Annotated in this window: 25 protein-coding genes and 1 tRNA gene; 9 read left to right on the top strand and 17 right to left on the bottom strand. The window is 74.4% G+C overall.

Translation table 11 applies throughout. The features are described 5' to 3' along the window. The first annotated feature begins 66 nt into the window (after positions 1-66). Positions 67-573, top strand: a complete 507-nt coding sequence (locus ACH436_RS16730; protein ID WP_430561314.1) for a peroxiredoxin — start codon at positions 67-69, stop codon at positions 571-573. Between the two features lie 22 nt (positions 574-595). After that, positions 596-676 (top strand) — tRNA-Leu (locus ACH436_RS16735). A gap of 68 nt (positions 677-744) precedes the next feature. On the opposite strand, the gene trxA is transcribed toward ACH436_RS16735, so the two are convergent. Continuing rightward, positions 745-1,122, bottom strand: a complete 378-nt coding sequence (trxA, locus tag ACH436_RS16740; RefSeq protein ID WP_430561315.1) for a thioredoxin — start codon at positions 1,120-1,122, stop codon at positions 745-747. Positions 1,123-1,233: 111 nt separating this feature from the next. Here trxA and ACH436_RS16745 point away from each other — a divergent pair, with 111 nt between their 5' ends. From ACH436_RS16745 to ACH436_RS16755, 3 genes are all read left to right on the top strand, one after another. Next, positions 1,234-1,806 carry an NUDIX hydrolase family protein gene (locus tag ACH436_RS16745; RefSeq protein ID WP_430561316.1) on the top strand — a complete coding sequence of 191 codons (573 nt, stop codon included), beginning with the start codon at positions 1,234-1,236 and terminating at the stop codon, positions 1,804-1,806. Next, entirely contained in the window at positions 1,785-2,447 is a 663-nt protein-coding gene (locus ACH436_RS16750; protein ID WP_430561317.1) for a Pr6Pr family membrane protein, read from the top strand. Before ACH436_RS16745 ends, ACH436_RS16750 begins: the two co-directional genes overlap by 22 nt. 64 nt (positions 2,448-2,511) lie before the next feature. Next, complete coding sequence (locus ACH436_RS16755) at positions 2,512-3,069, top strand: dihydrofolate reductase family protein (protein WP_430561318.1); 558 nt, start codon at positions 2,512-2,514, stop codon at positions 3,067-3,069. 16 nt (positions 3,070-3,085) lie between these two features. Here the strand turns inward: ACH436_RS16755 and ACH436_RS16760 are convergent, their stop codons facing one another. Both ACH436_RS16760 and ACH436_RS16765 read right to left on the bottom strand, forming a co-directional pair. Beyond that, positions 3,086-5,335: a DEAD/DEAH box helicase gene (locus ACH436_RS16760; protein ID WP_430561319.1), complete on the bottom strand. Its 2,250-nt coding sequence runs from the start codon at positions 5,333-5,335 to the stop codon at positions 3,086-3,088. A 160-nt stretch (positions 5,336-5,495) separates the two neighbouring features. Continuing rightward, positions 5,496-7,160, bottom strand: a complete 1,665-nt coding sequence (locus tag ACH436_RS16765; RefSeq protein WP_430561320.1) for an ABC-F family ATP-binding cassette domain-containing protein — start codon at positions 7,158-7,160, stop codon at positions 5,496-5,498. Between the two features lie 37 nt (positions 7,161-7,197). On the opposite strand from ACH436_RS16765, the gene rph reads away from it, so the two are divergent. Continuing rightward, on the top strand, positions 7,198-7,953 hold the full coding sequence (rph, locus tag ACH436_RS16770) for a ribonuclease PH (protein ID WP_430561321.1): 756 nt from the start codon (positions 7,198-7,200) through the stop codon (positions 7,951-7,953). 2 nt (positions 7,954-7,955) lie between these two features. Next, the gene (rdgB, locus tag ACH436_RS16775; protein WP_430561322.1) at positions 7,956-8,642 is read left to right on the top strand and encodes an RdgB/HAM1 family non-canonical purine NTP pyrophosphatase; all 687 of its coding nucleotides are present in this window, start codon (positions 7,956-7,958) and stop codon (positions 8,640-8,642) included. A 74-nt stretch (positions 8,643-8,716) separates the two neighbouring features. On the opposite strand, the gene ACH436_RS16780 is transcribed toward rdgB, so the two are convergent. The 5 genes from ACH436_RS16780 to clpS all read right to left on the bottom strand — a co-directional run bounded on the left by ACH436_RS16780 (position 8,717) and on the right by clpS (position 11,935). Then, a complete protein-coding gene (locus tag ACH436_RS16780) occupies positions 8,717-9,124 on the bottom strand; it encodes a DUF3054 domain-containing protein (RefSeq protein WP_430561323.1) in 408 nt (135 codons plus the stop codon). Positions 9,125-9,157: 33 nt separating this feature from the next. Next, entirely contained in the window at positions 9,158-9,964 is an 807-nt protein-coding gene (locus tag ACH436_RS16785) for an MBL fold metallo-hydrolase (RefSeq protein WP_430561324.1), read from the bottom strand. Then, positions 9,961-10,764 carry a glutamate racemase gene (murI, locus tag ACH436_RS16790; RefSeq protein ID WP_430561325.1) on the bottom strand — a complete coding sequence of 268 codons (804 nt, stop codon included), beginning with the start codon at positions 10,762-10,764 and terminating at the stop codon, positions 9,961-9,963. Before murI ends, ACH436_RS16785 begins: the two co-directional genes overlap by 4 nt. A gap of 128 nt (positions 10,765-10,892) precedes the next feature. Continuing rightward, positions 10,893-11,603 carry a DUF2017 family protein gene (locus ACH436_RS16795; protein WP_430561326.1) on the bottom strand — a complete coding sequence of 237 codons (711 nt, stop codon included), beginning with the start codon at positions 11,601-11,603 and terminating at the stop codon, positions 10,893-10,895. Next, positions 11,600-11,935 (bottom strand): ATP-dependent Clp protease adapter ClpS, encoded by a 336-nt coding sequence (gene clpS / locus ACH436_RS16800; protein ID WP_430561351.1) that lies wholly within the window; start codon positions 11,933-11,935, stop codon positions 11,600-11,602. The genes ACH436_RS16795 and clpS overlap by 4 nt, the downstream gene beginning before the upstream one ends. Positions 11,936-12,090: 155 nt before the next feature. Between clpS and ACH436_RS16805 the strand changes: the two genes are divergently transcribed. After that, a complete protein-coding gene (locus ACH436_RS16805) occupies positions 12,091-13,539 on the top strand; it encodes a nicotinate phosphoribosyltransferase (protein WP_430561327.1) in 1,449 nt (482 codons plus the stop codon). Between the two features lie 91 nt (positions 13,540-13,630). Here the strand turns inward: ACH436_RS16805 and ACH436_RS16810 are convergent, their stop codons facing one another. The 9 genes from ACH436_RS16810 to ACH436_RS16850 all read right to left on the bottom strand — a co-directional run bounded on the left by ACH436_RS16810 (position 13,631) and on the right by ACH436_RS16850 (position 23,651). Beyond that, positions 13,631-15,412 (bottom strand): DEAD/DEAH box helicase, encoded by a 1,782-nt coding sequence (locus ACH436_RS16810; RefSeq protein WP_430561352.1) that lies wholly within the window; start codon positions 15,410-15,412, stop codon positions 13,631-13,633. A gap of 71 nt (positions 15,413-15,483) precedes the next feature. Beyond that, positions 15,484-15,801 (bottom strand): DUF3039 domain-containing protein, encoded by a 318-nt coding sequence (locus ACH436_RS16815; RefSeq protein WP_380244530.1) that lies wholly within the window; start codon positions 15,799-15,801, stop codon positions 15,484-15,486. A 74-nt stretch (positions 15,802-15,875) separates the two neighbouring features. Continuing rightward, a complete protein-coding gene (gene nagB / locus ACH436_RS16820) occupies positions 15,876-16,658 on the bottom strand; it encodes a glucosamine-6-phosphate deaminase (RefSeq protein ID WP_430561328.1) in 783 nt (260 codons plus the stop codon). Between the two features lie 94 nt (positions 16,659-16,752). Next, positions 16,753-18,084 (bottom strand): extracellular solute-binding protein, encoded by a 1,332-nt coding sequence (locus ACH436_RS16825; protein ID WP_430561329.1) that lies wholly within the window; start codon positions 18,082-18,084, stop codon positions 16,753-16,755. Beyond that, positions 18,081-19,097, bottom strand: coding sequence for an ROK family protein (locus tag ACH436_RS16830; protein WP_430561330.1), 1,017 nt, complete (start codon positions 19,095-19,097; stop codon positions 18,081-18,083). The genes ACH436_RS16825 and ACH436_RS16830 overlap by 4 nt, the downstream gene beginning before the upstream one ends. A gap of 1 nt (position 19,098) precedes the next feature. Beyond that, the gene (locus tag ACH436_RS16835) at positions 19,099-20,025 is read right to left on the bottom strand and encodes a carbohydrate ABC transporter permease (protein ID WP_430561331.1); all 927 of its coding nucleotides are present in this window, start codon (positions 20,023-20,025) and stop codon (positions 19,099-19,101) included. Further along, entirely contained in the window at positions 20,022-20,951 is a 930-nt protein-coding gene (locus ACH436_RS16840; protein WP_430561332.1) for a carbohydrate ABC transporter permease, read from the bottom strand. The genes ACH436_RS16835 and ACH436_RS16840 overlap by 4 nt, the downstream gene beginning before the upstream one ends. Before the next feature lie 103 nt (positions 20,952-21,054). Beyond that, positions 21,055-22,404: an extracellular solute-binding protein gene (locus tag ACH436_RS16845; protein ID WP_430561333.1), complete on the bottom strand. Its 1,350-nt coding sequence runs from the start codon at positions 22,402-22,404 to the stop codon at positions 21,055-21,057. A gap of 95 nt (positions 22,405-22,499) precedes the next feature. After that, the gene (locus tag ACH436_RS16850) at positions 22,500-23,651 is read right to left on the bottom strand and encodes an ROK family protein (protein WP_430561334.1); all 1,152 of its coding nucleotides are present in this window, start codon (positions 23,649-23,651) and stop codon (positions 22,500-22,502) included. Between the two features lie 220 nt (positions 23,652-23,871). Between ACH436_RS16850 and ACH436_RS16855 the strand changes: the two genes are divergently transcribed. Next, complete coding sequence (locus ACH436_RS16855; protein ID WP_430561335.1) at positions 23,872-24,879, top strand: DUF4349 domain-containing protein; 1,008 nt, start codon at positions 23,872-23,874, stop codon at positions 24,877-24,879. The last annotated feature ends 199 nt before the right edge of the window (positions 24,880-25,078 follow it).

The raw sequence follows: 25,078 nt of genomic DNA on the forward strand, positions 1-25,078 counted from the left end.
CGACGCCGAGGCGGGCGGCCCGGACCGACCCCGCCCGCACCACAGCCACCACACCAAGGAGTGCCCGTGACCCGCCTCGCCGTCGGCGACACCGCCCCCGCCCTCGAGCTGCCCGCCGTCCTGCCCGACCCCACCGGCACCGGCCACACCACCGGCACCTTCTCGCTGGCCGACGCGCTCGCCGAGCCGGGCCGCAAGGGCGTCGTCGTGTACTTCTACCCGGCCGCGATGACGCCGGGCTGCACCACCGAGGCGTGCGACTTCCGCGACTCCCTCGCCTCGCTCCAGGGCGCCGGGTACGCCGTCGTCGGCGTCTCCCCCGACGGCGTGGACAAGCTCGCGAAGTTCGCCGAGCGCGACGCCCTGACGTTCCCCCTCCTCGCCGACACCGAGCACGAGGCCCTCGAGGCGTGGGGGGCCTGGGGCGAGAAGAAGAACTACGGCAAGACGTACGTGGGCGTCATCCGCTCCACCGTCGTCGTCGACCCCGACGGCAAGGTCTCCGTGGCGCAGTACAACGTCAAGGCCACCGGCCACGTCGCGCGGGTGCGCAAGACGCTCGGCCTGGACTGACGTCGCTAGACTTCCGCTGCACGCGCGGGTGGTGGAATGGCAGACACGCTGGTTTTAGGTACCAGTGTCTTCGGACGTGCGGGTTCGAGTCCCGCCCCGCGCACCGAGAACGACGACGGCCGCCCCGGGGATCCCGGGGCGGCCGTCGTGCGTCGTGCCGGCGTCGCGGCGTCAGGCCTGCGGCGCGCCGTCGTTCGCTGCGGCGATCTGGGCGCGCACGTCGTCCATGTCGAGCCCCTTGACGGCCTCGACGACCTGCTTGAGCGCGGGCGCGGGCAGCGCGCCGGCCTGGTTGAAGACGAGGACGCCCTCGCGGAACGCCATGAGCGTCGGGATGGCGCTCACGCCCGCGGCGGCGGCGATGCGCTGGTGCGCCTCGGTGTCGATCTTGGCGTGCACGACGTCCGCGTTCTCCTCGGACGAGGCCTCGAAGACGGGTGCGAACTGCTTGCACGGGCCGCACCATTCGGCCCAGAAGTCGACCAGCACGATGTCGTTGTCGGTGACGGTCTTCTCGAACGTGTCGTCGGTGAGCTCGACGGTGGCCATGGGTGTCCTTCCGATGGGGGTCTTCTGGGCACAGCATCGGCGCCGCTCCCAGTATTCCCGCCGCGGCCTGCCCACGCGCTGGCGCGCCGTCCGGGCTGGTAGAAACGACGTGTGACGGACACGGCCGAGTTTCCCCCCGACGACGAGTTCTACCGCGACGAGCCGCAGCCCGCGGGCTGGCTCAGCCCGGAGGACCTGGCCGCCGTGCGGGCGCAGCTCCCCCTCGTCTACGTGGACGCCGTGCCGGTGCGCGTGGACGACTCCGGCGACGTCGTGGCCGTGGGCCTGCTGCTGCGCGTCACGCCGCTCGGCACGATGACGCGCGCGCTCGTCTCCGGTCGCGTGCTCTACCACGAGCGGGTGCGCGACGCCCTGCTGCGGCACATCGAGAAGGACCTCGGCCCGGTCGCGCTGCCGCAGGTCCCCGCGTCGCCGCAGCCGTTCACGGTGGCGGAGTACTTCCCCACCCCCGGCATCACGCCGTACCACGACCCCCGCCAGCACGCCGTGTCCCTTGCGTACGTGGTGCCCGTGACGGGCGACTGCCGCCCGCAGCAGGACGCGCTGGACCTCGCGTGGCTCACCCCCGAGGAGGCGTGCAGCGACACCGTCCAGGCCGAGATGATCCACGGCCAGGGCACCATCGTGAAGCAGGCGATGGCGTGGGTGGGCCGCCTGTCGTGAGCCGGCGGGCGGCGGCTGCGGCGCACCTGCTCGTCGCGGTCCCCGCGCTCGGCGGGGTGCTCATGGAGCTCGTGATCGCGCTGGTCGACGGGCCGGGCGCGGCGGGCAGCACGGCCGAACGGCTGGTCCGCCTGTTCTCGTACTTCACGATCCTGTCGAACCTCGGGATCGGCGTCGTGTCCGTGCTCCTGGCTCTCGACCCGGAGCGCGACGGGCCTCTGCTGCGGGTGGCGCACCTCGACGCGCTGCTGTGCATCGTCGTCACCGGCGTCGTCTCCAACACCGTCCTGGCGGGCACCGTGACCGGCCTCACCCAGGCGGGGCAGCTGTCCAACGTGCTGCTGCACATGGCGTCGCCCCTGCTCGCCGTCGTCGTGTGGCTGCTGGCGGGCCCACGACCGCGCGTGGACGCACGCACGGTCGGCTGGTCCGTCGTCGGCCCGCTCGCATGGATCGGGTACACGTTCGCCCGAGGGGCCGTCGTCGGCTGGTACCCGTACCCGTTCCTCGACGTCGGAGAGCTGGGCCTGGCCCGCGCCCTCGTCAACGCCGGGCTCGTCGCGGCGATGTTCCTCCTGCTCGCCCTCGCCGCGCGCTGGGCGGACCGCCGGCTGCCCGCTGCTCCGCCGGTCGGGCGATGAGTTCCCGGTCCTGAGCCGGTCCCACCCCGCACGGTGCACGGGCGCTGAGGACTGGAGGACACGCATGGGACGGCTCATCTACTCGATGATCACCTCGCTCGACGGCTACGCCGTCGCGGCCGAGGGCAGCCTCGGCAGCGCGGCGGAGGACCCGGAGGTGCACACGTTCGTGGGCGACGCGTTCCGCGACGTCGGCACGTACCTCTACGGGCGACGGATGTACGAGACGATGACCTACTGGGAGACCGCCGACGCCGACCCGGACCTGCCCCCGCACATCGCGCAGTACGCCCGCGACTGGCAGGCGACCGACAAGGTCGTGTACTCGACGACGCTCAAGGAGGTCTCGAGCGCGCGGACCCGGATCGAGCGGACCTTCGACCCGGAGGCGGTCCGCCGGCTCAAGGCCGAGTCCGACCACGACCTCACGGTCGACGGCCCGACCCTCGCCGCGCAGGCGATCCGGGCCGGCCTGGTCGACGAGTACCACCTGTTCGTCACCACGAGCGTCGTGGGCGGCGGCATCCGGTTCTTCCCCGACGACGTGCGGCTGGACCTCGACCTGGTCGAGGAGCACTCCTTCACCAACGGCCTGATCTCCGCGCGCTACCGGACCCGCTGAGGCGCCTCGGGACCGCTCACCCGCCGGCGGCCTGCGGCTCCAGACCTTCCCACCACGGCCCGTACCCGAGCCGTGCCTGCTCCCAGGCCACGACGTCGCGCGCGAGCGATGCCTCGGTCACGTCCACCGCGGCCACCGCGGCGGCAGCCACGCTCGACGTGCGCACGTAGTCGTCGAACACCCGCTGCTTGCCGGCCAGCAGGTCCACGACCCGCTCGTCCACGCCGTCCTCCGCGAGCAGCCGGTGCGCGTGCACCGCCCGGACCTGACCCATGCGGTGCAGCCGTGCGACCGCCTGCTCCTCGGCCGCCGGGGTGAGCTGCGGCTCGCACAGCACCACGACACTGGCTGCCTGCAGGTTGAGCCCGGTGCCCCCCACGGAGATCTGGGCCACCAGCACTGCGCCGCCGTCGTCGGCGGCGAACTCGTCGACGAGCCCTTGCCGCTCGGCGACGGGCACGTCACCGCTCAGCGGGCCGTGCACGCGGGCGCCGCGGGCCGCCAGGGTCGCGGCCACGGTGTCCAGCACGGCGCGGAAGTAGGAGAAGACGACGACGCTGCGGCCCTCGTCCCGCGCCTCGCCCACGATCTCGACCAGGCGGGCGAGCTTGGCGCAGGCGGCGAGGTCGCCGTCGCCGCCCGACGCCCAGGCCGCCTGCCGCATCGCCATGAGGTTCCCCGCCGCGACCGCCTCGCGGTAGGCGCGGTCGTCCGCGCGGGTGAGGTCCACCCAGCTGTCGGCGGCGATGACCCCGGGGAGCTCGACCAGCACGTCCTCCTGGTTGCGCCGCAGGTAGACGGGCGCCACGGCGCGCCGGAACGCGTCCGGGCCGAGCAGCCCCAGGTGCGACGGGAGGTGCTCGACGAGCTCCGGCTGGAGCACGCGCACGAGCTCGAGGAAGTCCTCGAGGCGGTTGTCCATGGGCGTACCCGTGAGGAACAGCACCCGCCACACGAGACGGGCCCAGCGGCCCACCGCCCGCGCCCGCCGGGTGCGCGGGTTCTTCACGTAGTGGGCCTCGTCGACGACCACGAGGCCGACCTCGCTCACGTCGGTCGGCACGGCGGGAAGGCCCTCGAAGCTGGTCAGCCCGACGCCGCCTTCCGCCGCCCACGCGGCCAGGGCGGCGTCCCGCCCTTCTCCGTGCAGCCGGTGCGCCGTGAGCGTGGTGCGGTGCTCCACCTCGCGCGCCCAGTTCGCGAGCAGGCTCGCGGGGCAGACCACGAGGAACCGGCGCTCTCCGGACGCCGCCAGGTCTGCCATCACCGCGAGCGCCTGCACGGTCTTGCCGAGCCCCATCTCGTCGCCGAGGAGCGCCCGGCCCTGGTTGAGCGCGAACCGGGCTCCGAACTCCTGGTACCCGCGCAAGGACACCCGCATCGCCGCGAGGTCGAGGGGCCGCGCTCCGACGCGGTCGACGAGGTCCTGCGGCAGGAGGCCCCGCGCGGCGAGCGCGTCGTGCGCCTGCGGCACGATGGCGACCAGCGTCGTGTAGTACTCGGCGGAGCGCCGTTCGAAGTCGGCGGCGAGGTCGAGCACGTCGGGGTCCGGCTCCCGGACGGCGCTGCCGAGCGTGTCGAGCGTCGCAGGCAAGTCCGCGACGATGCGCGAGGCGTCCCACGCCTGCAGCGACGCGAGGGCCGCAGTCGTCGTGCGGCGCGTTGCGGGCCGGGCCACCCACAGGCGGACGGCGTGCCGGGCGCGCCGCGCCGCGGGCAGCGCGGCCGTGACCGTCGCGGCGTAGTCGGTCAGGGCGGTGCGGTGCGGCTCGACGATCGGTCGCAGCCGCATCACCCGGTGGAGCAGCGCGAGGAGCCGGTCGGCGCCCTGCGGCGTCGGGAGCCCGGCCCGGTCGATCCCGATGCGCAGCGGCCTCAGTCCCGCCGCGGCGCCCGCCAGCTGCGCGATGGCCGCCACCACCCCGCGCGCCGTGGTGTCGCCGACGCCGGGCAGGGCCGCGAGGGCCGTCGAGTCGGCGTCGAGCAGGTCTGCGGCGGTCAGGAACCCCGCCGCCTGGACGGCCGCGATGCGGAGGTTGCGCTCGGTCATCTCGCCCAGCCGGGCGGTGTCGATGCCGGCGAGCTCCTCGCGCACCCGCCGCCGCTCGTCGTCGTGCACCCACGTGGCGACGGCGACGACCACCCCGTCGAGGTGGTCGAGCACGGCCTGGGCCTCTGCCGCAAGGCCCGCGTGCCGGTCGACGAGCGCGCGTGCCGCCCGCCCCGGCTCGACCGGGGCGGCGGGGAGGATCGGGTCGGCGGCCACGCGCCGAGGGTAGGGCACCAGGGCGCTCGTCGCGCCGGACGTGCAGTGTCGACGCCGCGCGCCGTCGGCCCACGTGAGCTGCCGTGTCTGGCAAGGGGTGGAGCGGGAGGCGCGATCCAGGCGAGGGCGAGACGCCGGCGCGACGGGCGGCGACCGAACGTCAGGAGCTGAGGTCGAGCACCGGCCAGTCCGCCAGGTCCGCGCGCATGCGGCGGTCGTGGGTGGCGACGACGACGGCGGCCGGCGTGGCGAGCAGCGCGCGGGTCAGCTCGTCCACGAGGTCGACGGACAGGTGGTTGGTGGGCTCGTCGAGCAGCAGGAGGTGCGGTGCGTGCAGCAGCGCCCGGGCGAGCTCGAAGCGGCGCCGCTGACCGGCGGAGAGCTCGGCAAGCGGGCGCTCCAGGTCCTCCTCGCTCAGCAGGCCGAGCGCGGCCACGGGCACCACGTGCTCCGGGTCGAGCTCGCCGCGCGCCAGCAGCTCGAGAGCCTCGGCGGCGTAGGCGTCGAACCCGGTCGGCGGACCGTCCGGTTCCCCGCCGGCGAGCACGGCGGCGTGGTCGTCGGCCGGCGACGTCTCCTGCCCCACGATCCCCACCCGGGCACCCTCGGTCACCGACCGGGTGCCGCGGGCGAGCGGTGCACGGCCGGCGAGAGCAGCCAGCAGGGTCGACTTCCCGGCGCCGTTCGGGCCGACGACGAGCAGCCGCCCGGACGGCGGGACGGCGACGCGGGTGCCGGGCAGGTCCAGCCGCACGCCGCCGTCGTCGGCCAGCACCCGCGGTGACCGGACCTCGACCAGAGGGGACCCGGGGTCCCAGCCGGGCGACATGGCGGGCAGGTCCGGGAACGCCAGGCGCGCGGGAGGGACGGGCACCTCGACGGCCTCGGCCTCGAGCTTCTGCACCAGGCGGTCGGCGGCCTTGACGTGGATGCGCGCGCGGGTGGCGCGGCGGTGCTTCTGGGACCCCTTCTCGGGGCGCCACTCGTCGGACAGCCCCTCGTACGACGTGTCCAGGCGCTCCGCGAGCACGCGGGCGCGCTCCTGCTCGGCACGGTAGCGCTGCCGCCACCGGTGCAGAGCCTGGTTCTTCGCGAACCGGTACGCGAGGTAGCCCGGCTGCCCGTACAGCACCGGCTTGCCGTCCATCGACGGGTCGAGGTCGAGGATGGCGGTGGCGACGTCGTCGAGCAGCTCGCGGTCGTGGGTCACCACCACCACGCCGCCCTGCCACGCGACGAGCTCACCGGTGAGGAACTCGATGGCGGAGTCGTCGAGGTGGTTGGTGGGCTCGTCGAGCAGCAGCAGGTCGGCCCGCTCGGCGAGCCGGCACGCCAGGCGCACCCGGTACCGCTGCCCGACCGACAACGTGTCCAGCCGGCGCTCGGGGTCGCGCACGGCGCCGAGACGGGTGAGCGCGACGTCGACGCGCCGGTCCGCGTCCCACGCGGCGAGGTGCTCCGCGCGGGCCAGCAGTCCGGACAGGCGGCGCAGGTCCCCCGACTCGTGGTCGAAGCCGGCCGCCTCCTTCTCGATCTCCGCGGCAAGGGCGCGCAGGTCGGCAAGCGTGCGCCGCACGAGGTCGCCCACCGTCTCCCCCGGCGTCGTCGCGAGCTCCTGCTCCACCAGCGCGACGCTCCCCTTGCGCCGAAGGTTCCCGCGGCTCGGCCTCAGGTCGCCCGCCAGCAGGTGCAGCAGGGTCGACTTGCCGGACCCGTTCTCCCCCACCACGCCGAGGCGCGTGCCGTCGGAGACCCGCAGGCTCACGCCGTCGAGCACCGGACGGCCGGGGTAGGCGAACGCGAGGTCCGTGGCGGTGAGCTGCACCGGACAACCCTACGTGCGGCTCGCATAGGGTGGCCGCATGACTTCCCCCGCTTCCGAGGCCGCCCTGCGCGCCGACGGCCGCACGCCCGACCAGCTCCGCCCGGTGACGATCACGCGCGGCTGGACCCAGAACGCCGAGGGCTCCGTGCTGGTGGAGTTCGGCAACACCCGCGTGCTGTGCACGGCGTCGTTCACCGAGGGCGTGCCGCGCTGGAAGAAGGGCTCGGGCGAGGGCTGGGTCACCGCCGAGTACGCGATGCTTCCCCGCGCGACCAACGAGCGCAGCCAGCGCGAGTCGGTCAAGGGCAAGATCGGCGGCCGCACGCACGAGATCTCGCGGCTCATCGGCCGTGCGCTGCGCGCCGTCGTCGACGTCACCGCGCTCGGCGAGAACACGATCGTCCTCGACTGCGACGTCCTGCAGGCCGACGGCGGCACGCGCACCGCGGCGATCACGGGCGCGTACGTGGCGCTCGCCGACGCCGCCGCGTGGGGCACCCGGCACGGCCACGTCACGGGCGGCAAGCAGGTGCTGACCGACTCGGTCGCAGCCGTGAGCGTCGGCATCATCGACGGCACCCCCATGCTCGACCTGCCCTACGTCGAGGACGTGCGGGCCGAGACGGACATGAACGTCGTGACGACCGGGGCCGGCACGTTCGTCGAGGTCCAGGGCACCGCGGAGCACGCGCCGTTCGACCGCGCCGAGCTGGACGCCCTGCTGGACCTTGCCGTCGCGGGCACCGCCGAGCTCACCGAGATCCAGCGCGCCGCGCTGGCGCAGGAGCTGTGACGATGACCGACGCGACGACCGCCGCCGCGGGGGTCACCGTCCCGGCCGGCGCTCGCCTGGTCCTGGCCACGCACAACCGCAAGAAGCTCGTGGAGCTGCGCGCGATCCTGCGCGACCAGCCCGGCCTCGACGCCCTGCCCGACGACGCCGTCGTCACCGCGAGCGACGTCGGCGCGCCCGAGCCGGTCGAGGACGGCGTCTCGTTCGTCGAGAACGCGCTCATCAAGGCGCGCGCCCTGTCCCGTGCCACGGGCCTGCCGGCCGTCGCGGACGACTCGGGCCTGAGCGTCGACGTCATGGGTGGCGCACCCGGCATCTTCTCGGCGCGCTGGGCGGGACGGCACGGAGACGACGTCGCGAACCTCGAGCTGCTGCTCGCGCAGCTGTCGGACGTGCGCGACGAGCACCGCGCGGCCGCCTTCGTCTGCGCGGCGGCGCTCGTGACACCGGACGGCCGCGAGGAGGTCTGCCTCGGCGAGATGCCCGGCACGCTGGTGCGCGAGCCGCGCGGGGACAACGGCTTCGGGTACGACCCGATCCACGTGCCCGTCGAGCAGGCGCCCGACGCCGACGGCACGCCCGGCACCCGGACGTCGTCGGAGCTCGAGCCCGCGGAGAAGAACGCCATCAGCCACCGCGGCAAGGCGTTCCGCGCCCTCGCCCCGGCGGTCGCGGAGGCTCTCGCCTGATCACCGAGTCGCTGTGAGCGTGATCCTGGCCCTGTTTCGAGTCCGAGACAGGGCCAGAATCACACTCACAACGCTCAGGGGGTCCGACGGCGGGCGGCGAGCGCCGCGAGGGCCCGCCAGCCCAGCATCGTCACGCCCAGGAAGACGGCGGTGACGATCGCGAACGACACCTCGACGCCGCCGACACCGAGCACCGGCCGCAGGACCAGCCCCAGCGCCACGGTCGCGAACCACACCGCGACCCCCGTGGGCCACACCTGCGCGGGGGCGCGCCAGGCGCGCGTGGCGAGCCAGCCGACCGCGAGACCGACCACGAACGTCAGGCCCACGAGCGCGACGTGACCGACGTCGCCGCCGGTGTCGTGGTTCGCGGTGCCCACGAGCGTGAACACCGCCACGCACACGAGGTCGCAGACGGCGGCGGGCCAGGCGGGCCGGGGCGCCGACGAGGTCGGCCGGGCGGGGGCGGAGGCGTCGTTCACGGGACCGAGGCTAACCGGCGCAGGGCCCGACGGTCACAGCTCGTGCACCCCGCCGGCGGTCGCCACCGCGACCGGTCCGTCGTACGCCGAGCGGGCCTCGGCCATCGCGGTCTCCGGCACGTTCCACACGGGCAGGTGCGTCAGCAGCAGGCTGCGCACCCCCGCGGCCGCGGCGGCCTCCCCCGCCCGCCGGCCGGTGAGGTGGATGCCGGGCTCCACGCCGTCGTCGCGCCCCTCCTGGAACGCCGCCTCGCACAGGAACAGGTCGGCCCCCCGAGCGCCGTCGACGAGACCGTCGCACGCGTCGGTGTCCCCCGAGTACACGAGCGTGGCCCGCTCCCCCGGGCGCACCGACGACGGCCCCGTGACGCGGATGCCGTACGCCTCGACCGGGTGGTACACGGCGAACGGCTCGAGCTCGAACGGCCCGACCCGCACCGGCGCCCCCGGACGCCAGGCGCGCACGTCGTACTCCCCGTCCATCGACTCGCCGGGCGCCAGCCCGTACATCGCGGCCGCCCGCTCCGCCGTCGTGCTCGGGCCGAGCACCGGCAGGCGCCGGCCGACGCCCGTGCGGGTGCCCCCGCGCTCCGGGTGGTAGCGCAGGTAGACGTACAGCCCGGACAGGTCCGCGCAGTGGTCGGGGTGCAGGTGGGACAGCGCGACGGCGTCCAGGTCGAGCGGGTCGACGTGCCGCTGCAGGGCGCCGAGCGCACCGTTGCCGAGGTCGAGCACGACGTTCCAGTCCCGCTCGCCGTCGTGCGCCTGCAGCAGGTACGCGGACGCCGGGGAGGCCGGCCCCGGGAACGACCCCGAGACCCCCACGGTCACCAGCCTCATGCGGCCTCCACCAGGGTCACCTCCGGCCCCAGGAACCGGCGCGCGAGCCGCTCGAACGGCTCGGGCTCCCCCGTCGCGAGGAACCGGTGCACCGGCGGGGGCGCGTCGGGCGAGCGCTCGAGGCCGTGCTGGACGAGGTTGCGGAACACGTCCTTGGCGGTCTCCTCGGCGCTGGACACGAGCGTGACGTCCTCGCCCATCACGTAGGAGACGGCGCCCGCCAGCAGCGGGTAGTGGGTGCAGCCCAGGACGAGCGTGTCGACCCCTGCGGCCTTCACCGGGTCGAGGTACCGGTGGGCCACCTCGAGCACCTCGGGGCCCGACGTCTGCCCACGCTCCACGAGCGGCACGAAGTCGGGGCACGCCTGCGTGGTGATCTCCAGCCCGGGCGTGACGTGGAACGCGTCGTCGTACGCGCGCGAGTCGATGGTGGTCTTCGTGCCGATGACACCGATGCGCCCGGTCTTCGACGTGAGCACCGCGCGGCGGGCCGCGGGCCGGATGACCTCGACGACGGGGATGCCGCGACGCACGGTGTACCGCTCGCGGGCGTCGGGCAGCGCCACCGCGGTGGCCGAGTTGCAGGCGATGACCAGCATCTTCACGCCCTCGTCGACCAGCCGGTCCATCACCGCGAGCGCCATCGCGCGCACGGCGGCGAGCGGCTTGGGCCCGTACGGGCTGTTCGCCGTGTCCCCCAGGTAGAGCACCTGCTCGTGGGGCAGCTGGTCGAGGATGGAGCGCGCGACGGTCAGCCCGCCGACGCCGCTGTCGAAGATCCCGATGGGGGCGTCGTTCACGCGAGGAAGCCTAGTCGCGACGAGCCGTCACGACCCCGGGGAGTGAGCGGCGACACGGCGTGGCGCCCGCCACAGCAGCGGCCCGGCCTGCGGCGACGCGCGCGGCCCGCAGCCCCGCGCCGCGCCCGTCAGGGGGCCGAGCGCCCGGCCCGCAGCTCCGCGAGCATCTCGTCGACCAGCGACTCCTGCGCGAACCCCGCGGCGACGAACACCCCGCCCCAGTACCGCCGCTCCCGCCCGGTCAGCCCGACACGCTCCCAGCCGGCGTACGTGTCGTCCTCGTCCTCCGCGTCGTCCTCGTCGGTCCCGTCGGTCTCGTCGTCCTCGTCGTCCTCGTCGTCGTCGAGGCCGGCGAGGACGTCCTCGTGCAGGGTCTCGACGTCCTCGTCGTCGACGAGCCCCAGGCGCTCGGCCAGCACGAGCCGCACGTCCGTCAGCGCGCCGGCGAACTCCTGCGCGGACTCGCGCGGCACGACGAGCTCCGCCCCGTCCCGTGGGTCGTCCGGCAGCGTGTCCGGGGAGTCGAGGGCGTCGGCGAACGCGACGAGGCGGGCCACCTTCCCCGCGGCCAGGTCGGTCTGCGTCAGGTGCCGGAACTCGGCGGCGACGTCGGCGTCCTCGTCGTGCGCGTCGGGCAGCAGCCGCTGCACGGCCGGGTCCTGCGGGACACGCGCGACGCCGGTGAAGGCGACGCCGTCGCCCACCTCGACGCCCGGCTCCAGACCCGACTCGGCGCGCACCAGCTCCGCGACGTCGCGCGCGACGCGGCCGAGCACCTCCCGCTCCACGTCGTCCCACCGGGCGACGTAGCCCGCCGGGGCGGACCGGAACGGCGTCATGCCGCGCCCCCGCCCAGGCCGGGCGCACCGCCGTCGGCGCCGTCGGAGGCGCCCGACTGCCGCAGCGTGGCCCACAGCCCGAACCCGTGCATCGCCTGCACGTCCACCTCCATGCGCTCGCGCGGTCCGGACGACACCACGGCGCGCCCGTCGTGGTGCACCTGCAGCATCAGCTTCTGGGCCTTCGCCGGCGGGTAGCCGAAGTAGCTCTCGAAGACGTAGCTCACGTAGGACATGAGGTTGACCGGGTCGTTCCACACGATCGTCACCCAGGGGTCCGCGACGGCGGCCGCCGCGTCGGTCCGGGTGTCCGTCTCGGTCTCCCGCCCCACCTCGGTCGCCGCGGCTGCTGTCGCGGGCCTCGCCGCGAGCGTCGTCGTCTGCCGGTTCACCCGCCCAGCGTAGGCACAGCCGGCGCGTGGTCGTCGACCGTCCGCCTGGCGGGCTTCACCCTGCCGGACCAGCGCGGGAGCCCTACCGTGTCCCCATGATCGACGAGCCCCGGGGCGGCGCCGCCCCGTCGCTGCAGGCCGTCCCGGCTGCCCCGCTCCCGTCCGTCCGCCCGTCGGTCGCGCTCCTCACGGACCGCTACGAGCTGACGATGCTGCAGGCGGCCCTCGCGGACGGCACCGCCCACCGGCACTGCGTCTTCGAGGTCTTCACGCGCCGCCTCCCCGCCGGGCGCCGCTACGGCGTCCTCGCGGGCACGGGACGCATCCTCGAGGCGCTCACCCACTTCCGGTTCGGCGACGCCGAGCTCGCCTACCTGGAGCGCGCCGGCGTCGTGGACGACCGGACGCTGGACTTCCTGCGCGGCTACCGGTTCACGGGCACCATCCAGGGCTACGCCGAGGGCGAGATCTTCTTCCCCGGCTCTCCCGTGCTCCAGGTCGAGGGCACGTTCGCCGAGGCGGTGCTGCTCGAGACGCTGATCCTGTCGATCCTCAACTACGACTCCGCCATCGCGTCCGCGGCGTCGCGCATGACCAGCGCCGCCGTGGACCGCCCGGTGCTCGAGATGGGTTCCCGCCGCGCGCACGAGCAGGCTGCCGTCGCGGCCGCGCGCGCCGCGGTGATCGGCGGCTTCGCGGGGACGTCGAACCTCGAGGCGGGCATGCGCTACGGCCTCGACACGATCGGCACCGCCGCGCACGCGTTCACCCTGCTGCACGACGACGAGCGCTCGGCGTTCGACTCGCAGATCGCGTCGCTCGGCTCGGGCACCACGCTGCTGGTCGACACCTACGACGTGCGCCGCGGCGTCGAGAACGCGATCGCCGCCGGCGGGACGTCGCTCGGCGCCGTGCGGCTGGACTCGGGCGACCTCGGCGTCCTGGCCGTCGAGGTCCGTCGCCAGCTCGACGAGCTGGGGGCCACCGGCACGAAGATCGTCGTGACGTCGGACCTGGACGAGCACGCGATCGCCGGGCTCGCGGCGATGCCCGTGGACGTCTACGGCGTCGGGACGTCCCTCGTCACCGGGTCGGGCGCGCCCACCTGCGGCATGGTCTACAAGCTCGTCGCCCGCGCCGACCGGTCCGGCGTGCTGCAGCCGGTCGCAAAGGCGTCCGCTCAGAAGACCAGCCAGGGTGGCCGCAAGGGGGCCGCCCGCCGCTACGGCCGCGACGGCCGCGCCGTCGAGGAGGTGCTCGTCACCGGCCCGGACGACCTCGTGGTGGCCTGGTCCCCCGAGGACGGCGACACCCTGCACGTCGGGCCGGACGACGAGTCCGCCGACGGCGAGCGTCCCGACCTGCGCAGCCTCCTCGTGCCGCTCGTCGTGGACGGCGCGGTGGACTCCCGGTGGGTCGGCGCGTACGGGGTGCACAACGCGGCCCGCCACCACCTGCAGGCCCGCGCGGAGCTGCCGCGCGGCGGGCGCCGCCTCTCCGCCGGGGACCCGGCGATCCCCACCGTGGACCTCCTGCTGCGCTGAGCCCGGCGATGCGGGTCGCCCTGGTCACGGGGCGACCGAGATCCTGCGGGAGAGCGGGCAGGGGTGACGCGGCGGAGACGCCCGCGCGGTGCTACTTCTTCCCGACGAACCAGCCGCGCACCATCTCGACCCGCGCGGCCAGCTGGTCCGCGGTGGCCAGCGGCACCTCCGGGCCGCCGCAGCGGCGGCGGAGCTCGTTGTGCACGGAGCCGTGCGGGGTGCTGCTCTTGCGGGCCCAGGCGGACACCAGCTTGGACAGCTCCTTGCGCAGGTCGGCGGCCCGGCGGTGCTCGGCCTCCGACTGCTCGAGCGCGGCCTCGGACGCCGTGGCGCCGCCACGCCCGCGCACCTGCTGCGCCTGGCGCTGCCGCAGCAGCGTGGTCACCTGGTCGGCCTCCAGGAGGCCCGGCAGGCCGAGGAAGTCCAGCTCCTCCGCGGAGCCGACGTCCGCGCCCGTGCCGAACTCGCCGCCGTCGAACAGGACACGGTCGAACGACGCCTGCGCCTCGAGCGCCTCGAAGGAACCGAGGAGCTCCCCCGACGCCTTCTCCTCCTTGTTCGCCGCCGCGAGGAGCGCGGCCTCGGGGTCGTACTCGATCCCCTGTTCCTCGGCGGTCTTCGGGCGGTCGAGCGCATGGTCGCGCTCCAGCTCCATGCCGTTGGCCAGCTCGAGCAGCAGCGGCACGCTCGGCAGGAACACCGACGCCGTCTCGCCGCGCTTGCGGGCACGCACGAAACGGCCCACGGCCTGCGCGAAGAACAGCGGCGTCGACGTGCTCGTGGCGTACACGCCGACGGCGAGCCGCGGCACGTCCACGCCCTCCGACACCATCCGCACCGCGACCATCCACCGCGAGGTGCCCTGCGCGAACTCGTCGATGCGGGCGCTGGCGCCGTCGTCGTCGGACAGCACGACCGTGGGGCTCTGGCCGGTGAGCCGGGCCAGGTGCCCCGCGTACGCCCGCGCGTCGGTCTGGTCGGTGGCGATGACCAGGCCGCCCGCGTCCGGGACGGTGCGGCGCATCTCGGTGAGCCGCTTGTCGGCCCCCGAGAGCACCGACGGGATCCACTCGCCGTTCGGGTCCAGGGCCGTGCGCCACGCCTGGGCGTGCATGTCCTTCGTCATCGCCTCGCCGAGGCGGGCGCTGACCTCGTCGCCGGCCTTGGTGCGCCAGCGCATGTTGCCCGAGTACGTCATGAACAGCACGGGCCGCACGACGTGGTCGCGCAGCGCGTCGCCGTACCCGTAGGTGTAGTCCGCCTTGGACCGGCGGATGCCCTCCCGGTCCTCCTCGTAGGTGACGAACGGGATCGGGGCCGTGTCCGAGCGGAAGGGTGTGCCCGTCAGGGCGAGCCGCTTCGTGGCGTCCTCGAACGCCTCGCGGACCGCGTCGCCCCAGCTCAGGGCGTCACCCCCGTGGTGCACCTCGTCGAGGATGACGAGCGTGCGCGCGGCCTCGGTGCGGGCGCGGTGCAGCGCCGGCTTCGCCGCGACCTGCGCGTACGTGAGGGCGACGCCGTCGTAGTGCGAGCCGTGCCGGCCCTGGCTGTTCTTGAACGACGGGTCGATCCGGATGCCCACCCGGGCGGCGGCGTCGGCCCACTGGTGCTTGAGGTGCTCCGTGGGCGCGACGACGGTCACGCGTCGCACGATCCCGGCCTCGAGCAGCTCGGTGGCGACGCGCAGCGCGAACGTCGTCTTGCCCGCGCCGGGCGTCGCGACGGCGAGGAAGTCCCGCGGGTCGCTCTGCCGGTACAGCTCGAGCGCCTCCGCCTGCCAGGCACGGAGGTTGGACGCCGTGCCCCACGGCGCGCGGCGCGGGAACGCCGGGCTCAGGTGGGACGCGGCGGCCGACGACGGCGACTGCGGCAGCGGCTTGGCGGGCTCGGCCGTCGCCTGGAAGAGATCGGGGGTGGACTCGGGCTCGGGAAGCGGCTGCGCGCTCACTTGCCGGAGTCGCCCTCGCCGCCCTCGCCGTCCTGCGGGTCGCGGAGGCCGTCGTAGATCTCCTTGCAGACGGGGCACACCGGGAACTTCGACGGGTCACGACCCGGCACCCACACCTTGCCGCAGAGCGCGATCACGGGCTTGCCCGACAGGGCGGACTCCATGATCTTCTCCTTGCGCACGTAGTGCGCGAAGCGCTCGTGGTCGCCCGGCTCCGCGGCCTGCTCGCGGGTGTCGGGACGCTCCAGCACGCTCGTGCCGGCCCCGGTGTCCTGCGAGGGGTCGGCCGGCGGGGTGGAGAGGGGATCGCTCATGCCGGGCAGTCTACGACGCACCCCCCGACGCTCCACCGCCACGCCGGCCCCCGTGCCGCGGATCCGGGCAGGGATCACAGCCCCTGCCAGCCGGGCTTGGACGCGAACGTCTGGCGGTAGTACGCGGCGAGCTGCAGGCGCGATGCGGCGGCGTCGTCGACCAGCACGGTCGCGTGCGGGTGCAGCTGCATCACGGTGCCCGGCCACATCGCGGAGATCGGGCCCTCGACGAGCTGGTGCACGGCCTCGGCCTTCTGCCGCCCGGTGGCCAGCAGCACCAGGTGGCGTGCCTGCATGATCGTGCCCAGGCCCTGCGTGAGGCAGTGGGTCGGCACCTGCTCCACGTCGTCGTCGAAGAACCGCGCGTTGTCGAGGCGGGTCTGCGCCGTGAGGGTCTTGATCCGCGTGCGGGACGCGAGCGACGACCCGGGCTCGTTGAACGCGATGTGGCCGTCCGTGCCGATCCCGAGGAGCTGGAGGTCCACGCCGCCCGCGTCCGTGATCGCCTGCTCGTAGGCGGCGCACGCCGCCGGGATGTCGGCGGCCAGGCCGTCCGGGCCGTGCACCTGGTCCGCGGGCCAGCCGACGCGCGAGGCGATCTCCGTCTCGATCACGTTGCGGTACCGCTGCGGGTGCGCGGCGTCCAGGCCCACGTACTCGTCCAGCATGAACCCGCGCGCCCGGTCGAACGAGAGCCCTTCCTCGCGGTGACGACGCGCCAGCTCGTCGTACACCTTCAGCGGGCTCGACCCCGTCGCCAGCCCCAGCACCGTGGCCGGGTCCTGGCGCAGCAGCGCCTCGATCGCGTCGGCCGCCAGCACGGCCAGCTCGTCGGCGGGGGCGATCACGACTTCCATGGGGGCTCCAGTCTCTCGGGTCGGGGCGCTGGACCGGACCGGTCCATCATCCCGTCGACGTGCGGGTCCACGCGCTCCGCGCGGTGGGGTCGGGTCAGTCGTCGGCCGCCGCGGGCGCGTTGAGCATCGGCGTGAGCCGGGCGTCGAACTCCGTGGCGAGCGTCGCCACGTCCTCCCCGTCGGCGATGCGGCCGAACAGGTCCTCGTACAGCCCGGCGTCCTCGATCGACGCCCACCCGGGAGCCGGGGGCGTGAGCTTCGACGCGGCGGCCGTGCGGACCATGAGCCGGCCGTACCGGTCGTCCTTCATGAGCTCCTGGGCGTCCTCGTTCGCCGGCCCCAGCCCGGCGGCCGCGAGCTTCTCCTGGTACTCGTCGGAGAAGACGACGCGCAGCACGTCCTCGGCCAGCTCGGGGCTCGGCGACGTGGCCGAGACCGCGATGTTCGAGCCGCCGGCGAAAACGGGGGCCAGGCCGCCGTCCACGCCCGGCAGCGCGAAGACGCCGAACGTGTCCGTGTCCTTCATCCCGTCGCGCACCAGCTCGCCCTCGTCGTTGCGCACGAGGTGGCCGATCGACCAGCGCGCCCACGCGGGCGCCATGATCGTGGCCGCGGCCGGCGGCGCCTCCTCGACGCCGTCGTTCAGGAAGTCCCAGTACTCGACGTCCCTCTCGGTGGACGGCAGGTAGGACGCGTTCTCGTACACGTCCTGCCACATCTCGAGGCCCTCGACGGTCCGCGGGTCGGCCAGGGTGGAGACCCAGCGGTCGCCCTCCTTCACCGCGAGGTCGCCACCGGCGGCGAACACCCAGGAGATGCCGTTGCGCCAGTCCTGGCCGCCCATCGCGAACCCGGCGTGGTCGTCGTCGGTGAGCGCCTCGACCGACTCGCCGAACTCCGCGAGCGTCGTGGGCCTCTCGAGCCCCGCGGCCTGCCACAGGTCCTTGCGGTAGAAGACGTACCGCGAGCCGAAGTAGTACGGCAGCGCGTAGTGGCGGCCGTCGACCGACCCTGCCTCCACGAACGACGGCAGCAGCTTGTCGCCGCCCAGCTCCTCGAACAGCTCGGGCGAGATCTCGCGGAACGCGCCCGCGGTCGTGAAGGTCGGGGACTGTGTGTTCCCGATCTCGACGACGTCCGGCGTGGTGGCCGGGTCCTTCAACGCCTCGGTGAGGGTGGCGACGAGGTCGCCCCACTCCTGCTGCTCGATGGTGAGCGTCGCGCCGGGGTTCTCGTCCTCGAACGTCTGCACCAGGAGCTCCCGGAGCTCGGGGGTGGTGTCCTCCCCCACGAGCCACATCGTGAGGTCCGTGTCCGGGCCCTCGGGCTCGGACCCCGCTCCCGGCGCGGAGCAGCCGGCCAGCGCGACCGTGAGCAGGCCCGCGGTCACCGCCCCGGTGAGGGCTCCGGTCCGGTGCCCGATCACGACGCCACGCCGTTGAGCGGGGCACGACCGGCGACCGTGCGGCCCACCACGGCGGCGCCGACGGCGCCGACGGGCACGCGGCCCGGCGCGAGCCGGACGCGGTCGGCCAGGTGCAGCGAGCTGAGGAACCCGGAGCTCCGCGACTCGCGGACCAGAGCGTCCCGCACGGCGTCGAGGAGCGGCTCGCCGAGCTGCGCGACGCCGCCGCCGAGCACGACGTGCTGCACGTCGACCGTGAGGACCAGCATGCGCACGGCGGCGGCCACGGCCGACGCGTAGACGTCGCGCGCCTCGAGCGCCTCGGGGACGCCGCGCTCCGCCGCCTCGAAGAGCTCGACCGGCGCGGGGCGGCCGGTGCGGGCCGGCCACAGCCGGGCGACGGCCGTCCCGGAGGCGTACAGCTCGAGGCAGCCCCGCTGCCCGCAGGGGCACACGGGCCCGGCCGGGTCGACCGGGACGTGCCCGATCTCTCCCGCCGCGCCCCCGAAGCCGCGCCGCAGCTCGCCGTGCAGCACCAGGCCCGCGGCCAGCCCCGTGCCGAGCGCGAGGAAGGCGAGGTCGACGGAGGCGCGCGGCGTCCCCGCCGCGGTGGCCTCGAGGTGCGCGGCGCCGAGCGCCGCCACGTTGAGGTCGTTCTCCAGGCCCACGGGGACACCGCCGAGCTCGTCGCCCAGCAGCCGCGCGAGCGCCAGCGGCGCGGCGTCCACGCCGACGTTCACGGCGTGCCGCACGGTGCCGGCGGCGGGGTCGACGAGGCCGGGCATGCCTACGCCCACGCCGACGACGTCCGCGAGGTCGACACCTGCCTGCCGCGCGACGCCCCGCACGGCCCGGGCCGCGCCCGCGACGACGCCGGCCGGGCCGCGCTCGGTCGCGAGCCGCGCCTGAGCCACGACGCTCCCGGCGGCGTCCAGGAGCACGGCGAGCGTCTTGGTGCCGCCGATGTCGAGCCCGACCGTGGGGCCCACGGGCGGCGCGAGGTGGGGGAAGGTCGAAGGAGTGCCGCCGTCCACGTCAGCCCTTCACCGCCCCGGCGACGAGGCCGGAGGTCATCCGGCCCTGCACGAAGAGGAAGAACACGATCACCGGCACGGCGATGAGCGTCGAGGCGGCCATGACCTCGCCCCAGTCGATGCCGCGGTTCGCCGACGCCGACAGGAAGCTGCGCAGCCAGATCGGCAGCGTCTGCCGGTCCTCGGCCGGCAGGATGACGAGCGCCGTCGTGAACTCGTTCCACGCCTGCAGGAACGCGTACACGCCCGACGCGACGAGGCCCGGGGCCAGCAGCGGGAACGTGATCCGCAGGAACGCCTTGGTGCGCGAGAGGCCGTCGACCATCGCGGCCTCCTCGAGCTCGGCCGGGATGCCGGCGACGAACCCGCGCAGCATCCAGATCGTGAACGGCACGAGCATCGCGGTGTACAGGATCGAGATGCCGAGCACCGAGTTGAGGCCGAGCACGGGCGTGCTCGCCCCCACCGTCGAGAGCATCTTGTACTGCGCGATGAACAGGCCCTCGGCGGGCAGCATCTGGATGAACAGCACCGCCAGGACGAAGCTCGTACGACCGCGGAAGCGCCAGCGGCTGATGGCCAGGGCCGCGAGGAACGCGAACGCCAGCACGAGGAGGATCGTCACGCCCGTGATCATCAGGCTCATCCGCAGCGCGCCCCCGAAGCCGGAGCCCGTGAGGACGCTGCTGAAGTTCGCGAGCGTGAAGTGCGTCGGGAGGAAGCTCGGCGTGCTCGCCCGCAGCCGCGCGTCGGGCGTCACGGCCGACAGCAGCATCCAGTAGACGGGGAACACCCACACCAGGGACAGGACGATGCCCAGGACGCTCAGCAGGATCTTGCCGACCCGTGGACGGGGCCGGCGCGTCGCCGCGTCGGCGTCGCGCAGCGCGGGCACGGCCGGTCGCGCGGTCTCGGTCGCGGCGCTCATGCGGCGTCCTCCTTCATGAGGCTGCGCACGTACGGCGCGGCGAGCAGCACCGTGAGCAGCAGGACGAAGATCGAGACGGCGGCGGCGCCGGAGAAGTCCTGGCTGCCGATGCCGAGCTCGTAGATGAAGTTGCCCAGCAGGTTCGTCTCGGAGATGGGGGCCCCGGCGTCCTGCAGCAGGCGGATCTGCGCGAACACCCGCAGGTCCCAGATGATCTGGAGCAGCAGCACGATGGCGAGCACGGGGCGCACCAGCGGCAGCAGGATGTGGCGCAGGATCTGCGCGGGGCGGGCGCCGTCGAGGCGGGCGGCCTCGAGGACCTCCTCGGACACCTGCGTGAGGCCGGCGTACAGGGACATCGCCACGAACGGCACCGACATCCACACGATGACCAGGGTCGCGACGACGAAGAACGTCAGCGGCTGCGCGAGCCAGGCGTAGCCCTGGTACTGGTCGAGGCCGATCTGCACGAGCAGCCAGTTGACGACGCCGGAGCGGTAGTCGAAGAGCCACCGGAAGACGGTCACCGCGGCCACCAGCGGCGTCGCCCAGGCGAGCAGGAGCACGATCTGCATGGTGAGGCGCACGGCCGTGTGCACGGCCCGCATCAGCAGCGCCAGCCCGAGGCCGATCGCCACCGTGAGGAACGCGTTCACGAGGCAGAAGAGGATCGAGCGCCCCACGACGGACCAGAGCCGGTCGTCGGAGAAGATCCGGGCGTAGTTGTCCAGCCCGGCGAAGGTCGGGGGCGCGCCGAACTGCTGCATCATCCCGTACTGCTGCAGCGAGGTCACGACCTGCCAGTACACCGGGTACCCGAGGCCGACGAGCAGGATCAGCACCGCGGGGAGCAGCAGGAGGTAGGGGGTGGCCGGCTGGCGCCGACGGCGGATCGCGATGGCGGACGCGGGTGTCGCGGTGGTCATGCGGTCCTCCTTCCCGGGGGTCGTGGGTGACGGGCGGGGCGGTGGCACTGGTGGGGGGACCGGTGCCGGCGCCCCGCCCGTCGGGGGTGGGGGCTGGAAGGGGTCAGCCCGCCTGGCCGTTGAGCATCGGCGTGAGCTTCTCGTCGTACTGCTTGGCGAGAGCCGTCACGTCACCGCCCTCGGCGATCTTCTGGAAGAGCTCCTCGTAGACGGAGGCGCCCTCCACGGCGGCCCAGCCGGGGGCGGCGGGCGTGAGCTTCGAGGCCTGCGCCGTCTCCACGGTGACCTCGCCGAACTTGTTCGGGTTGCCGTCGGCGTCGACCGTCATGATCTTGTCGAAGTCCGCGTTGGCCGGCCCGAGGCCCGCCTCGGCGAGCTTGGTCTGGTACTCGTCCGAGTAGACGATCCGCAGCAGGTTCTCCGCGAGCTCCGGGTGCTGCGACTTCGCCGAGACGGCGAGGTTCGAGCCACCCGCGAAGACCGGCGCCACGCCGCCGTCCACGCCCGGCAGGGCGAAGATGTCGAACTTCGAGTCATCCGCCATGCCGTCGCGGACCTCCTTGCCGTCGTCGCCCTTCGTCAGGTCGCCGATGGACCAGCGGGCCCAGCCCGGCGCCATGATGGTCGCGCCCTCGGGCGCCGCGCCGTCGGTGCCGTCGTTGATGAAGTCCCAGTACGCCTCGTCCTTGGCGGTCGCCGGGAGGTTCGAGGCGTTCTCGAAGACGTCCTGCCACTGCTCGAGGCCCTTGACCGTGTTCGGGTCGGAGAGCGTGGAGGTCCACTGGTCGCCGTCCTTGACGGCGAGCTCGCCGTCGTTCGCGAACACCCAGGAGATGCCGTTGCGCCAGTCCTGGCCGCCGATCGCGAAGCCGGACCGGTCCTTGGAGGTGAGCTCCTTGACCGAGTCGCCGAACTCCTCGAGCGTCTTCGGCACCTCGAGGCCCGCCTTCGACCAGATGTCCTTGCGGAAGAACATGTACCGGGAGCCGTAGTAGTACGGCAGCGCGTACTTGGTCTCGTCGATCGAGCCGGCGTCCACGAACGACTGCAGCAGCTTCTCGCCGCCGAGCTCCTCGTACAGCTCCGGCGAGATCTCCCGGAACGCGCCCGCGTAGGTGAACGTGGGCGCCTGCGTGTTGCCGATCTCGACGACGTCGGGGGTGTTCGCGGCGTCGGGCAGGGCGGTCGTGAGCTTGGTGACCAGGTCGGTCCAGTCCTGCTCCTCGATCTTCAGCGTCGAGCCGGGGTTCTCCTCGGCGAACGTGTCGACCAGGTAGGTGCGCAGCTCGTCGTTCGTGTCCGCACCGGCGAGCCACAGGGTGATCTCGCCGGCCTCGGGCGTGCCGCCGGTCTCGCCGCTCGCCTCGTCGTCGGCGGGCGCGCACGCGGAGAGCGCGAGCGCCAGGGTCAGGCTCGTCGCCACGCCGGTGGCGACGACACGGTTCCTCTTCACTGGGGATTCCTCTCGATCATTCCAGGGCGGCGCCGGGTCAGCGCCTTCGGTGCTGGTCGTCCGTCAGGGGTCGTGCCGGCTCGTTACGCGACGGGTCAGGAGACGCCGAGCTGGGCGGCCAGCACCAGGACGGCCGCGCCCGCGAGGACGACGTCCTCGTCGAGCGTGGCCATCCGCAGCCGCAGTCCGGCGGCCGTGGCCGGCATCGTGCGGTCGGTCAGGGTCTGCAGGGCGGCGGTGCGCAGCGCGCCGTCGAGCAGGTCGGCCGGGCCGCTGAGCAGCACCTCGCCGAGGTTGAGGGCGCCCACCACGGGCGCGAGGGCGATGCCGAGCGTGCGGCCGACGCCGGCCAGCGCCTCGTCGGCGGCGGCCGGGTCCAGGCCGGCGACAGCCCGCCGCAGCGCGGGGGCCGCGAGCACGGTCTCGAGGCAGCCGCGGCGGCCGCACGCGCACGGCTCGCCGTCGTCGACCACCGTGACGTGCCCGAGCTCGCCGGCGGCGTCCGCGGCGCCGCGTACCCGCGACCCGTCGACCATGACGCCGGCACCGACGCCCTGCCCGACCGTCAGGACGAGCATGGAGTCGGACGCCCCGCCGTACGTGTACTCGCCGAGGGCGGCCGAGTTCGCGTCGTTCGCGACGTGCACGGGCAGCGCCAGCCGGTCGGTGAGGATCGCGGCCAGGGGCAGGTCCGCCCACTGCCGGTTGGGCGCCTCGACCACGCGGCCGGAGTCGTCCACGACACCGGGCGAGCCGACGCCGACCCCGATGACGGGCCGCGTGGCCGCGGAGATCAGGCTGCGGGCGAAGCGCGTGAGCAGGTCCACGAGGGCGTCGCCGACCTGCCCGGCGACCGGCAGGGAGCGGCGGACCACGGCCTCGCCGGTGAGGGTCATGACCGCACCGCGCATGACGGCGTCGTCGGAGAGGTCGACGGCCACGATCTGATAGGCGTCGGTGCGCATCCCCACGAGGATCGCCGGCTTGCCGACGCGCCGGCCGGGCTGCACGCCCAGCTCCTCGACGAGCCCCTCGGAGAGGAGGACGTTCACCAGGTCGGAGATGGTCACGCGGGTCAGGGACGTGGCCCGGGCGAGGTCGGCCCGCGAGGTCGGCCCCTCGTGGAACAGGTGCTGGAGCACCAGCGAGCGGTTGTGCGCCCGGGCGTGCTCGGGGAGCACCTTGGAGGTGGCTCGCAGGCCGGCACCCAGACCTCGTCGTGCTGTGCGCGTCGTCGGCGTGGACATGTTTGTTAGTACAGCGTCTTAACTAGCCGGGTGTCAATCCGCGGCCCGGCGCCGGACCCAGGCGTGACCGGATCGTGACGGTCGGCGCGACGGGGCGGGAGGTCCGTGCCCGCGGGCCGCGCCCCCGCGGCATCATCCAAGGTCACGGTCTCGGCACGGTCGGGTCACGATCGCGCGGCCGGTCCTCGGCCCGCGGACGCCGCGCCCTACGCTCTGAGCCATGCCCGCCACCCTGCGCCTGGACCGCACCCGTCGCGCACCCCTCCTCGCGGTCCTGGCCACGACGCTCCTGCTCGTCGTGTCGGCCTGCTCGCCGGGCGGCGGCGACTCCGGCGTGGCGACCTCGGCGGTCGAGGCCGACTCCTCCGGCACCGTCGCGGACGTCGGCGGCGCCGAGCAGGCGGACGGCGGGGCCGCCGTCGCGGAGAGCGCCGCGGAGCCGGGTGCCGCCGCGGCGCGCGAGATCGTCACCACGGGCAGCGCGACCGTCGTCGCCGACGACCCGTCGGCGGCCGCGACGCGGCTCGCGCGGCTCGTGGAGGAGGCGGGCGGCCGCGTCGAGCGGCGCTCCGAGACCGCCGCCACGGACGACGCCCCGGGCTCCGCGTCGATGACCGTCCGGGTGCCCTCCGACCGGATGACGGGTGCCCTCGAGGCGCTCGGCACCCTCGGGACCGTCGAGGACGTCGACGTGCAGTCCACCGACGTCACGGGCGAGGGGCAGGACCTCGACGCCCGCATCGCCGCGCTGACCACGTCCACCGACCGGCTGCGGGACCTCATGGGCTCCGCGGGCAGCACGGAGGACCTGCTCCGGGTCGAGCAGGAGCTCTCCGACCGCCAGGCCGACCTCGACGCGCTCACCGCGCAGCGCCAGCGGCTGTCCGACCAGGTGGCGATGTCGACCCTCGACGTCGCGATCGTCCCCGAGCCGGTGGCGGCCGCCCAGTCGCGGGGCGGCTTCCTCGGCGGCCTCGCCGCGGGCTGGGGCGCCCTGGTCACCACGGTCCAGACCGTGGTGCTGATCCTGGGCACCCTTCTCCCCTGGCTCGCGCTCGGCGGGCTCGGCTACCTCGGCTACCGCTGGCTGCGTCGACGCACGCGCCCCGGGGCGGGTGCCGACGGCGGCCCGTCGGACGGCCCGGACGACGACGGCCCGGACGCCCCCGACGCGCCTCGCCCCGGCGCACCCGACGAGGCCGCCGAGCCGGTCCCCGCCGGCCGCTGACGGGTCGCTGGCCGGACGCTGACCGGCCGGCGGGGGGGGGGGGGGGGGGGGGGCGGGGGGCGCGGCCGGGGGGGGGGGGGGGGGGGGGGGGGGGGGGGGGGGGGGGGGGGGGGCGCGGGCGCGCCCCCCCCCCCCCGTCGGGGGTGGGGGCTGGAAGGGGTCAGCCCGCCTGGCCGTTGAGCATCGGCGTGAGCTTCTC

The organism is Isoptericola sp. NPDC019693, from assembly GCF_044389085.1.
Classification (GTDB): domain Bacteria; phylum Actinomycetota; class Actinomycetes; order Actinomycetales; family Cellulomonadaceae; genus Isoptericola.